Source organism: Mesorhizobium sp. M0296, assembly GCF_040321675.1.
Lineage (GTDB): Bacteria > Pseudomonadota > Alphaproteobacteria > Rhizobiales > Rhizobiaceae > Mesorhizobium.
Genome location: NZ_JAMYRZ010000021.1, coordinates 32,322 through 41,274 on the forward strand (window position 1 = coordinate 32,322; position 8,953 = coordinate 41,274).

General features: G+C 61.8%; 18 protein-coding genes. 13 read left to right on the top strand and 5 right to left on the bottom strand.

What is annotated here, in order from left to right:
* Positions 1 to 67 precede the first annotated feature (67 nt).
* Both NKI97_RS20305 and NKI97_RS20310 read right to left on the bottom strand, forming a co-directional pair.
* Complete coding sequence (locus tag NKI97_RS20305; RefSeq protein WP_352836216.1) at positions 68 to 235, bottom strand: hypothetical protein; 168 nt, start codon at positions 233 to 235, stop codon at positions 68 to 70.
* Positions 236 to 732: 497 nt separating this feature from the next.
* A complete protein-coding gene (locus NKI97_RS20310) occupies positions 733 to 918 on the bottom strand; it encodes a hypothetical protein (RefSeq protein ID WP_352452706.1) in 186 nt (61 codons plus the stop codon).
* A gap of 158 nt (positions 919 to 1,076) precedes the next feature.
* Between NKI97_RS20310 and NKI97_RS20315 the strand changes: the two genes are divergently transcribed.
* The 6 genes from NKI97_RS20315 to NKI97_RS20340 all read left to right on the top strand — a co-directional run bounded on the left by NKI97_RS20315 (position 1,077) and on the right by NKI97_RS20340 (position 3,338).
* On the top strand, positions 1,077 to 1,874 hold the full coding sequence (locus NKI97_RS20315) for an N-acetylmuramidase family protein (RefSeq protein ID WP_352836218.1): 798 nt from the start codon (positions 1,077 to 1,079) through the stop codon (positions 1,872 to 1,874).
* Between the two features lies 1 nt (position 1,875).
* Positions 1,876 to 2,088, top strand: coding sequence for a hypothetical protein (locus NKI97_RS20320; RefSeq protein ID WP_352452708.1), 213 nt, complete (start codon positions 1,876 to 1,878; stop codon positions 2,086 to 2,088).
* A complete protein-coding gene (locus NKI97_RS20325) occupies positions 2,088 to 2,357 on the top strand; it encodes a hypothetical protein (protein ID WP_352836221.1) in 270 nt (89 codons plus the stop codon). Before NKI97_RS20320 ends, NKI97_RS20325 begins: the two co-directional genes overlap by 1 nt.
* The gene (locus NKI97_RS20330; protein ID WP_352452710.1) at positions 2,342 to 2,545 is read left to right on the top strand and encodes a hypothetical protein; all 204 of its coding nucleotides are present in this window, start codon (positions 2,342 to 2,344) and stop codon (positions 2,543 to 2,545) included. Before NKI97_RS20325 ends, NKI97_RS20330 begins: the two co-directional genes overlap by 16 nt.
* Positions 2,545 to 2,868, top strand: coding sequence for a hypothetical protein (locus NKI97_RS20335; RefSeq protein ID WP_036245970.1), 324 nt, complete (start codon positions 2,545 to 2,547; stop codon positions 2,866 to 2,868). Before NKI97_RS20330 ends, NKI97_RS20335 begins: the two co-directional genes overlap by 1 nt.
* A gap of 170 nt (positions 2,869 to 3,038) precedes the next feature.
* Positions 3,039 to 3,338, top strand: a complete 300-nt coding sequence (locus NKI97_RS20340; protein WP_352749671.1) for a hypothetical protein — start codon at positions 3,039 to 3,041, stop codon at positions 3,336 to 3,338.
* A gap of 51 nt (positions 3,339 to 3,389) precedes the next feature.
* Here the strand turns inward: NKI97_RS20340 and NKI97_RS20345 are convergent, their stop codons facing one another.
* Entirely contained in the window at positions 3,390 to 3,665 is a 276-nt protein-coding gene (locus tag NKI97_RS20345; RefSeq protein WP_352452712.1) for a hypothetical protein, read from the bottom strand.
* Positions 3,666 to 3,833: 168 nt separating this feature from the next.
* Here NKI97_RS20345 and NKI97_RS20350 point away from each other — a divergent pair, with 168 nt between their 5' ends.
* The 4 genes from NKI97_RS20350 to NKI97_RS20365 all read left to right on the top strand — a co-directional run bounded on the left by NKI97_RS20350 (position 3,834) and on the right by NKI97_RS20365 (position 5,429).
* Positions 3,834 to 4,130, top strand: coding sequence for a hypothetical protein (locus tag NKI97_RS20350; RefSeq protein ID WP_352571258.1), 297 nt, complete (start codon positions 3,834 to 3,836; stop codon positions 4,128 to 4,130).
* A gap of 342 nt (positions 4,131 to 4,472) precedes the next feature.
* A complete protein-coding gene (locus NKI97_RS20355) occupies positions 4,473 to 4,778 on the top strand; it encodes a DUF1236 domain-containing protein (protein ID WP_023675766.1) in 306 nt (101 codons plus the stop codon).
* Positions 4,779 to 4,902: 124 nt separating this feature from the next.
* Positions 4,903 to 5,115, top strand: a complete 213-nt coding sequence (locus tag NKI97_RS20360; protein ID WP_352452715.1) for a hypothetical protein — start codon at positions 4,903 to 4,905, stop codon at positions 5,113 to 5,115.
* Between the two features lie 86 nt (positions 5,116 to 5,201).
* Positions 5,202 to 5,429, top strand: coding sequence for a DUF2934 domain-containing protein (locus tag NKI97_RS20365; RefSeq protein WP_352452716.1), 228 nt, complete (start codon positions 5,202 to 5,204; stop codon positions 5,427 to 5,429).
* A gap of 117 nt (positions 5,430 to 5,546) precedes the next feature.
* On the opposite strand, the gene NKI97_RS20370 is transcribed toward NKI97_RS20365, so the two are convergent.
* Complete coding sequence (locus NKI97_RS20370; protein WP_352452717.1) at positions 5,547 to 5,846, bottom strand: hypothetical protein; 300 nt, start codon at positions 5,844 to 5,846, stop codon at positions 5,547 to 5,549.
* A gap of 393 nt (positions 5,847 to 6,239) precedes the next feature.
* On the opposite strand from NKI97_RS20370, the gene NKI97_RS20375 reads away from it, so the two are divergent.
* Positions 6,240 to 7,052 (top strand): hypothetical protein, encoded by an 813-nt coding sequence (locus NKI97_RS20375; protein ID WP_352836224.1) that lies wholly within the window; start codon positions 6,240 to 6,242, stop codon positions 7,050 to 7,052.
* A gap of 144 nt (positions 7,053 to 7,196) precedes the next feature.
* Here the strand turns inward: NKI97_RS20375 and NKI97_RS20380 are convergent, their stop codons facing one another.
* Positions 7,197 to 7,529, bottom strand: coding sequence for a hypothetical protein (locus tag NKI97_RS20380; protein ID WP_352836226.1), 333 nt, complete (start codon positions 7,527 to 7,529; stop codon positions 7,197 to 7,199).
* 275 nt (positions 7,530 to 7,804) lie between these two features.
* Here NKI97_RS20380 and NKI97_RS20385 point away from each other — a divergent pair, with 275 nt between their 5' ends.
* Both NKI97_RS20385 and NKI97_RS20390 read left to right on the top strand, forming a co-directional pair.
* Positions 7,805 to 8,059, top strand: a complete 255-nt coding sequence (locus NKI97_RS20385) for a hypothetical protein (protein ID WP_292664224.1) — start codon at positions 7,805 to 7,807, stop codon at positions 8,057 to 8,059.
* Positions 8,060 to 8,225: 166 nt separating this feature from the next.
* Complete coding sequence (locus tag NKI97_RS20390; RefSeq protein ID WP_352452745.1) at positions 8,226 to 8,951, top strand: GntR family transcriptional regulator; 726 nt, start codon at positions 8,226 to 8,228, stop codon at positions 8,949 to 8,951.
* The last annotated feature ends 2 nt before the right edge of the window (positions 8,952 to 8,953 follow it).

Consider the following 8,953-nt stretch of genomic DNA (forward strand, 5'->3'; position numbering starts at 1 on the left):
AACTTATTTTGCGAGCTGGCCCGCGGAGGCTTCGCGGCGGGCAGACGCATGTCCGGCCGAAGGAGCTTCATCCTGGCGACTGATCATCAATCAGGCGCTGGCGGTTCGACCACCAGGTGAAATAGATCCGGCCGATCTTGACGACGAGTATGCGGCGGGCGCGTTCACGGTCGCGCAATTCGCGGTACACCTTCACCTTCAGTGTGCCGCCAGGCATCCTGATACGCACCGCCATCGATTCCGCCACCCCATTGTGCAATGCAGCATCAGAGACCTTCCGCTGCGGAAGAGTCAATGCCTGCCCGCTGACTATTTCTGGGACTAGTCGAGCGGTCTCGGAGGTTTGGCGCACACAGCGGTTCCTGATCACCGAGGCGGCATGCCCCGTCGGGATCGTCGGGTGCGCGGGCTATTTCCTGGGCGAGGATTTTCTGGGCGAGGACGGGCGATCGGACACGCCGCTCGGCCACCAGATGACGAAGTAATTTCCGAGCTGCCAAACCGGCACCTCGCGATTCTGCTCGCGGCGCCGCAGCTCGTCCCTTTTCTTGATCTTCAAAGTGCCGCCCGGAAGCCTGATTCTTATCGTCACGTGTCCTCCCGTACCCGCTACAGGTACGAACGATAGACGGGAACAGTTTCATCCCGGCTAAGCAATTTCATCCAGGCCGAGCAATTTCGGCGCGGGTAGACGCAGCGCGCCGGACCGCAGCGAGATCGCCGGAACCGGCTTCATTTGAAGAAATCCGCAATGCCGTTGATGGCCAGCACCGCATAGACGATCGGTCCGGCGATAAACGCACAATAGAGGCAGAGGATCGCCGCCAGCACCAGCAGCAGCGGCTTGTCGCGAGCGACGGCGCGGAGCTCGGACTTCACCGACCAGCGCGCCGCAGCGGTTTGTTCATCATCAGACATGTGCACCATCCCGCGGCCATTTCACACGGCAGGTCGAAAACATCAACCTTCCTTGCCACGGCAACATCGGCACGGGCTGCCGCCCAATTCTGCTTTGCCGCCACGCATCTGCTTTTTCAACCTCAAAACCTTGCCCGCGAGGGCGGAAAGGACTGCCCATGGACATGACGTTCAGGGGCGCCGCCAGGCGCCTCGATGATATAGACTTGCCGAAACTCGGTGCCCGGATCGGCGTCGGCGAGGACGAGATGCACGCGTTCCTCGATGTTGAAACCAGCGGGCACGGCTTCGACGCCGTTGGCCGGCCGGTCATCCTATTTGAACCGCACGTCTTTTACCGCAACCTGTCGGGTGCCAAGCGGGCACAAGCGGTAGCCGCCGGCCTCGCTTATCCGAAGTGGGGCGAGAAGCCCTATCCCATGGATAGCTACTCACGGCTCAGGGCAGCTTGTGCGATCGACGAAACCGCGGCGCTCAAATCCGCGTCATGGGGGCTGGGTCAGGTCCTCGGCGAGAATTTCAAGGCCGCGGGCTTCCTTACCGTGCAGGCGATGGCCGAGGCAATGATGGCGGACGAGGCGCTGCAGCTCGGCGCGGCAATCGACTTCATCGTCGAGAACCGGCTCGACGGCAATCTGCGCAATCATGACTGGTCGGGATTCGCCAAGGGCTACAACGGCGCCGGCTATCGCAAAAACTCCTACGATACCAGGCTTGCCGAGGCCTATCGCAAATGGTCGCGCATCAAGGACACGCCCTGGCCGTCTGCCGGTCCGGCGTCATCCGCGGTCGTCCCTGCAGCCCCGCCAGAGCCCGCTAAGCCAATTGCCGTTCCACAAGCGACCGCTACGCCCTCTGTGCCTCCTGTGCCTGCCGCCAGGCCCGGCTTCTGGGCAGCGCCGATCGCCGCCATCCTCAAACTATCAGCCATCCTCAAACTGTTTGGAAGGAAATGACATGTGGACCCGGATCAAGAGCTTTTTCCGCGACAGCGAGACAATATTCTGGGCGCGGCTTCAGGCGGCCATCGGCGTCATCGCGGCCATCGTTACCTATGTCGACCCGCAGGTTCTTTCGCCGATCATCCCGGGGGAATGGTTCCCCTGGTTCCTCGTCATCAACGGCGTTTTGACCGAGTTCCTTCGCCGTCGCCGCGCGGAGGATCTGTGATGGCAGCGCTTCTCAGCATTCTCAGCGCCATCCTCGGCAACAAGGTCGTCATGACGGTATTCGCCGCTGTGGCCGGCGGCATCGGCCTTTATGTTGCGGGCGGCATCAACCGGGCGAAGAAGGAGGCGGTCAAACAGGCCGAGGCAAAAGTCGCGGCCGCCGAAGACCGCCTGGAAATGAGGCGCGAGGCCGCCGCCGAAGAGCGCAAGGCCGCCGGCATGGCCGATGCGGCAGCAAGAGGGGAGGCTGCGAAATGGGCAAAGCGCTGATCCTCTGCGTGGTGCTCGCCGGCTGCACGACAACCGCACCGGCCGGCAATCCGCGCCAGGTCTGGTGCGACCACAACCAGCCGCGCCGGCCATCGGCGGCCGTGGTCGCCGCCATGACCCGGCCAGAGCTCGACGAGATGAACGCCTTCAACGGGCAGGGCGCCAGATGGTGCGGTTGGACGCCATGATGCACGAATTGCTCGATGTTCTGGGCATCAAGGCACCGGTGTTGGTCGCCGGCTTGTCCGGCGGCATTTTGCGGGCCTTGTCGCGCCATCGCTACAAAGTCCGCGAAATGGTGGCCTCGCCGATCTGCGGCGCGCTGGCGGCGGCCTATCTGACGCTGCCGGTCGTGCATTATTTCCGCGCCGCCGGCCTGCCCATCCCTTCTCCGGACGACGACACCACGACGCTGGCCGCGGCTTTTCTGATTGGCGTCTCGGCGATGTGGATTTCGGACATCGTCTTCGAGGTTATCGTGCGCCGGTTCGGGCCGGTGAAGGAGGAATAAGCCGCCCAAGCCCGACGAAATAGTGACGTTCGGTTGGAGCCCGCCGCGCCGCAAGGTGCGGCGGGCTTTTTGCATTTTCCCTCGCATTCTGTACGATCTGCCTCTGCGCGACGGCGGCTCGATCCGGCGCTGCCCGAGCAAGATGCGGGTTAGGCATGGGAGATGGTGTCATGCTTGCCAAGGTCCTGACACAAGCGGCGGTCCTGACAGCCGGGGCGCTTCTGTTTGCCGCGACGGCCCACGCCCGGCCGGACAGCCGCGCGATGACGTGCGAACAGGCACAGCTTCTGATCCAGAGGCATCGCTCGGTGGTGCTGACCACCGGCCAGAACACCTACGACCGTTACGTCCGCCAATTCGGCAATGAATGCGACTGGCCGCAGGTGCCGCGCGCCGCTTATATCAAGACGCGTGACGGTCAATGTCCGGTCTATCGCTGCCAGGATCCGGTCTTCGACCTCCCGGACTGAAAGCAAGGATTTTTCATCCGGCCGCCGATGCAGAATGCGGAAGGCGGTGGCTCATTCCTCGTCGAAAGCACCACGTTCCCGTTCGAGATCGCGCGAAATGACGCGTTCATCGGTGTCGTCCGGCAAGGCCTCGTCGCTTTCCTGGTAAGCGTTATCGTCGTCCTCCTCCGGCAGTTCGCCGCTTTTCTCGACGTCATAGCGAATATCGCCGTTTTGCGGCACGCCGTTAGGGAGGATTCTCCCGCTCCGGATGGCATCCCAGTCCTGCTGCTGGATCGTCGGGCTCTCCGTCTCGTCGTCGGTTCGTTCTTTCCTGCGCGGTTCCATCGCCGGTTCTCCATAATGTCAGCGGCCCTGAATTGGCTCAGTGGTTGAACTCATAAGTCTGGCGGCCGGTTCCGTGCCGCTGCGGTCCGGGCGCATTGCCGCACGACGGAACCAATCGCGCCTGCCCGCCTTCACATTCAGAAGATACTGGCGCGAAAGGAGCTCGATATGAGACCGCTCATTTTCTTGCCGTATATGCTAGGTGCGCTGCTGCTGGCGGTGCCGGCGGCCGCGCAGCCGGGCGAACAGGCGCAATCCGACCGCTGCAAAGTCGAGCTGCCGGACCAGAACAGCGAGCAGCAGAAGCCGGCCGGCAACAATTTGTCCGATACGCTCGAGCCATGCGGTGGGGTCCTGAAGCCCCCGCCAACGGGCGATCAGGGCATGGCGGCGCCACCGCCGGACGAGGGCAGGACCCCGGTGATCAAGCCCGGCGAGGTGCCGCCACAGCCGCCAAAGCAGTAGCAGCGACGAGCGGCAACTTCGCGCCGCTTGCGCCGGCAGGTTTGTTGCACTCGCTTAGGAACATTAGCTTGTCCTAAATGTTATTTCAGACGCAGTAGATATCACCCCCCTCCGGTATCGCTGCTGATCGGGAAACCGATCGGCCCGCGTCTTGCGACGCGGGCCACCGCAGTTCATTCGCAGTCCATTCGCCGCACCGCACGGGCACTTCACCGCTGTTCGATTAGCCGCGACTTACGGAACAACAAGGTGGCGTGGGCGTTTGCCTAGAGGGTTCGCCGCTTCGACCGGAATGCCGCGTCGCAATTGTAAGGGCGAGGCCCGTAACAACAGGAGTAGACGATGAAAATCCACCTTGTTCCTGCTGCGGCGGGATTGGCGTTGCTTGCCGGCGTCGGCGTGGCCACCGCGGACCAGGTGATTGTCACGCCCGAACAGCAGACGGTCATCCGCGAATACGTCCACAAGCACCCGCTTGCGTCGATCAGTCTTCTGGGGGTGGAGCTCAATATCGGTTCCACGTTGCCCGATACGGTCGAGCTGCAACCGATCGATGTTCCAGACGTGCGGTACAGATACGTCGTCGTCGGCAATCGCACCGTGCTCGTCGACCCAGGCACCCGCAAGATCGTGCAGGTCATCGAGTGATCGGCGTTGCCAAACCGCGAACCGGGTTTGGAAAGGTCACGGTCTAATAACCAAATCAGAGCTCCATCCCGAGCGATCGGGATGGAGCCCTTATCGTCTCGAAACAAGGAAAGGAGCCATTCCCATGCTGCCGCATGTCGAGCCGGTCAACGTGGCCGCCGCCGTCGACAAACTGCTTGCTGAACGAGGCGATGGCCTGCTGTCGATGAAGGCGGCGATAGCACTGTTGCGCGAACGCACCGGAACCGAGCGCTCGGACGCGGACCTTGAAGGGCTGATCATCAAGAAGGCGGCGCTCCTCGGCGTTGCTGTCCTGTGTGACAGAGAGGTTCAATAACGGTGTTGCCTGCCGCTCATGACGCGGGTCGAAATTTCAGCTAGAACAAGGTTGCTTACGCATGAACCGAGCCGACGGAGGTATCAGTGACGGACAGGCAGGAACGGATTCGCCAGCGGGCACACGCGATCTGGGAACAGGCAGGCAGGCCCGATGGGGCACATCAGCAGCATTGGGATCAGGCTACCGCCGAAATCGACGCGGAAACCGCCGCGCCGGGGACCGCCAGCCGACCGAAGCCGAAAGCACGCCAGCCTAAGCCGGCCGCCGCCAAGGAGGAAACCAAATCCAAGGCGCGACCACGCAAAGCGTGAACTCGAGCGGATTTGATTCCATCGCTGGATCTCGCCGTTCGGTTGGACGGGACCAGTCCTAACCGGTCCCGCTGCCGTAAGCCCACCCGCGATTGTAAACCCGATTGTCGCGGCTAACTACTTACCGCAATTGTTGTCGTTGACAGTCGGTGAAACCGTCCCGGCAGGCTTGTTGGACGCATCGGGTTGAGCTCCCTGCGGGGTTGCAGGGCAGTTTTCATCCGCATTGGAGTTCGTGGCACCCGTCGTACCCATCGTGCTGCTGGTCGTGCCAGGGTCAATACCGTTCGGCTTGGGCTGGACGACGATGCTCTTCTCGCTGCCAGGCGCATTGTTGTCCGAGCCGGCGTTCTGGGCCATCGCCGCCGTCGCCAGACCGGCCGCAAGTATGGAAGCTGTCACGATTTTCGTAAGCATGCTGATCTCCATCGTTCGGTTATCATCATGTGGTGACTACAGAGAAAGCAACCCGGGTGATGGAAGGTTCCGGCAAAAATGACGCAGCACGGTGAAGCAAACCCGCGCAGCGCGGACCTTCTCGGTCCATTGTTCTATTGCCGTAGGTAGGTTTGATGTTGTGGGTTGCAGATTAGGAATTCGCCTTCTTTTGGCCGCCGACCGTCGCGACGTCCGTCTGTTGCGGCGCCATCAGCTGAGTCTCGCATCGCTTCAATCGGTAGAGGCCGTCCCAAAGTAAAACTTTCGGAAAATTTCACTACAAATTTCACGCGGCTGTTATTTGAAAATATACCATGGGGCCAGCGAGTTGACCGGCAAAGAAACCGATTATCTTCTTGCAAATTAGTAGGTATGCAAGCGGCGGCGTCGCGGGCTGTTCAGCGCAACTACAGCAAGGAGAGTGTTATGATCACAATAATCAAAACAATCACCGATGCGGTGGCAGGCAGCGCAGTTATTTTCGTGCTCTCGATGCCCGTGAATGCCGCGGACGGAATTGCCGTTGGTGTTGGAACATCCATCGGCGGCATCAAAGCCGGCCTCGGCGCGACGGTTGGCGGTCGCGGCGGCATCAACACCGGTGCCGGCGCGACGGTTGGCGGCAGCGGCGGCATCAAGGCAGGCCTCGGTGCCTCGGTGGGCGGCAGCGGCGGCGTTAACGCCGGTGCCGGCGCAACGGTTGGCGGTTCCAGCGGCATCGCCGCGGGCGTCGGCGCGTCGGTCGGGGGCAGAAGCGGCATCAACGCCGGTGCCGGCGCGACGATCGGCGGTCCCAGTGGCATCGCCGCGGACGCCGGCGCATCGGTCGGGGGCAGAAGCGGCATCAACGGCGGTGCCGGCGCGACGATCGGCGGTCCCAGTGGCATCGCGGCGGGCGCCGGGGTAGGTATCGGCAGCGGCGTTAATGCAGGTGCCGGGGTCAGGGTCGGCAGTGGCATCAATGTCGGCGCAGGTGTCGGGATCGGTGGTGGAAGCAATCCGTCCAACCCGGGCAGTCCGTCCAATCCCAGCAATCCCAACAATCCCAGCTTGCCCCAGGTCGTTGCCGACATGTCGGGCGACAAGTTGGCCAGGATGAAGAAGCGCTGCGTTGACGTGCTCAGCAGCGCAGGCACTTACGACAGCGATCTGCGCCAATTGTGCCTGCTGATCGCCCGCCGCTAAGGCGAATACATCGGAAGAAATGTCGGACCGGGCCGAGAGGCCTTCGTCCACCAAACCTCCAGCAGTCCAAAGCCCGCCATTGCGGCGGGCTTTTTTGCCGAGCACGTGGCGGCAGCATGGCGGGGGCTCACACGAGCACGCGCCTCAGTGTGTTTGACGGCCAGGATCCGGCGAAGCGGACGCTCCGTCTTCCAAGGCGTCCCAGCCCACGGCGGGGCTGCTTTGCATCAGCTGAGGGCACGCAAACTCCGCCAGATCGGTTTCCGCGAAGCCGTCGAACTCGATAGCCGCCCCGTAGAGCTGGGCTGCTTGCATGACGAGCAATTCGATGTCTTCGCGCGCAACATTCTCGGCGAGGTTCTGCAGTCGCGCGGCTTCGGCGACAGCAGTCAGATTGATGGCAATCCCGGACCGCAATGTAGCCCGAACTCGGGAACTGACGTCTTCGTGCAGGCGAACTGAAAATCCGTAGCGCATGGAAAAACCTTCCCTTCAGGAGCGGTTTGTCCCTCGTGTTCCACGATGCGCCCAGGATTCGCGATTGGCAAGCGAAATTCCTTAAAACTCGTTTTATGTCAAATAGTTAGCGTATTTTGTTGATTGCCCATTTGATGCTTGTTCCGCTTCATCGGACTTCTGCATGACTCGCTGATCTGAAGGCCTTGACGCATTCTGCTCACGTACCTAACTATACAGAAAATTAGGAACATACTAACTCAGCTGCGTTTAGGCTGGTATGAATGGAGGCCGAGATGTCCGAACTGGAACGCCCGGAACGATTGCAGATCATGCTGACCGTCGATGAACTGGCGGCATTGGAGAACTGGCGCTTCGACAAGCGCATGCCGAGCCGGTCGGCCGCGGTACGGGAACTTTTGAGGCGAGGCCTCACAGCCGATGGTTTCCTGACGGCGGCACATGGGACCAAGTCGCGCGACTTCGGCATTCTGCCGCATTCTGCAGATGGTGACGGGGCAGTCGAGGGGTCTTCCAGCAGCGAACAGTGACATCTCCAGCGACCCCGTTTGCCCGCCGCACCTCGTATGGCCTTCACGGCCTCTGGGTACCATCAAGCAGCTTGGTCTATCTGTGTGGCCTCCGCGGTCGGTTGACAGAGCTGGCGTTGCAGATACATTGCACAGGACTATACAGGTGCAATGAACAGGTATGCCTATGGTCCGCCGCGTGGTCCCATCGTCTCCCGGTACGGGCAAGCCCGAACAGATCGCCACGGTTCTCGAACATGAAATCCGCTCCGGTGTTCTGGGCTTCGGCGACCGGTTGCAAAGCGAGAACGAGCTCGTCCAGCGTTTCTCCGTCAGCCGCAACACCGTTCGCAAGGGCCTCGAGGAACTGTCCAGCCGCGGGCTGATCACCACCAAGGTCGGCATCGGCTCTTTCGTCACCTTCGATGGCAAGCCCGTTGATGACTCAATCGGTTGGTCGCGGGCGCTCGCCAACGCCGGCGCAAATGCCGAGACGCGGACGCTGCGGCTCGAGGTGATCGAGGACCCCGATCTTGCCGCACTGCTTGGTATAGAAAACCCATTTTTCATCGCTGTCGATCGGGTGCGCACCAATGCCAGCGACGGCCACGCTATCTCCATTGAGCGCAGCCGCCTGCCATTGTCACCCGAACTGGAGGACGTGCCGTTGCGCGGCCTGCGCGAAGGCTCACTCCACCAGACGCTGCGCGGCGCCGGCCTCATTCCCGACCATGGCGAGGAATGGGTCGGCATTGAAATGCTCAACGCCGACGATGCCGCAATCCTCGGCTGCCCGCAAGGCACGCCGTTCCTGCGTGGTCGCCGGTTAACCCGCGCCGCCGATGACCGGCCGATCGAATATGTGACCAGCCTGCTCAACCCGGCGCATTTTGCGCTGCATATGAGGTTCTGAGA

Coding starts and splice junctions, on each gene's coding strand:
- NKI97_RS20305 (WP_352836216.1), bottom strand. CDS start 235: ATGGCGGTGCGTATCAGGATGCCTGGCGGCACACTGAAGGTGAAGGTG.
- NKI97_RS20310 (WP_352452706.1), bottom strand. CDS start 918: ATGTCTGATGATGAACAAACCGCTGCGGCGCGCTGGTCGGTGAAGTCC.
- NKI97_RS20315 (WP_352836218.1), top strand. CDS start 1,077: ATGGACATGACGTTCAGGGGCGCCGCCAGGCGCCTCGATGATATAGAC.
- NKI97_RS20320 (WP_352452708.1), top strand. CDS start 1,876: ATGTGGACCCGGATCAAGAGCTTTTTCCGCGACAGCGAGACAATATTC.
- NKI97_RS20325 (WP_352836221.1), top strand. CDS start 2,088: ATGGCAGCGCTTCTCAGCATTCTCAGCGCCATCCTCGGCAACAAGGTC.
- NKI97_RS20330 (WP_352452710.1), top strand. CDS start 2,342: ATGGGCAAAGCGCTGATCCTCTGCGTGGTGCTCGCCGGCTGCACGACA.
- NKI97_RS20335 (WP_036245970.1), top strand. CDS start 2,545: ATGCACGAATTGCTCGATGTTCTGGGCATCAAGGCACCGGTGTTGGTC.
- NKI97_RS20340 (WP_352749671.1), top strand. CDS start 3,039: ATGCTTGCCAAGGTCCTGACACAAGCGGCGGTCCTGACAGCCGGGGCG.
- NKI97_RS20345 (WP_352452712.1), bottom strand. CDS start 3,665: ATGGAACCGCGCAGGAAAGAACGAACCGACGACGAGACGGAGAGCCCG.
- NKI97_RS20350 (WP_352571258.1), top strand. CDS start 3,834: ATGAGACCGCTCATTTTCTTGCCGTATATGCTAGGTGCGCTGCTGCTG.
- NKI97_RS20355 (WP_023675766.1), top strand. CDS start 4,473: ATGAAAATCCACCTTGTTCCTGCTGCGGCGGGATTGGCGTTGCTTGCC.
- NKI97_RS20360 (WP_352452715.1), top strand. CDS start 4,903: ATGCTGCCGCATGTCGAGCCGGTCAACGTGGCCGCCGCCGTCGACAAA.
- NKI97_RS20370 (WP_352452717.1), bottom strand. CDS start 5,846: ATGCTTACGAAAATCGTGACAGCTTCCATACTTGCGGCCGGTCTGGCG.
- NKI97_RS20375 (WP_352836224.1), top strand. CDS start 6,240: ATGCAAGCGGCGGCGTCGCGGGCTGTTCAGCGCAACTACAGCAAGGAG.
- NKI97_RS20380 (WP_352836226.1), bottom strand. CDS start 7,529: ATGCGCTACGGATTTTCAGTTCGCCTGCACGAAGACGTCAGTTCCCGA.
- NKI97_RS20385 (WP_292664224.1), top strand. CDS start 7,805: ATGTCCGAACTGGAACGCCCGGAACGATTGCAGATCATGCTGACCGTC.
- NKI97_RS20390 (WP_352452745.1), top strand. CDS start 8,226: ATGGTCCGCCGCGTGGTCCCATCGTCTCCCGGTACGGGCAAGCCCGAA.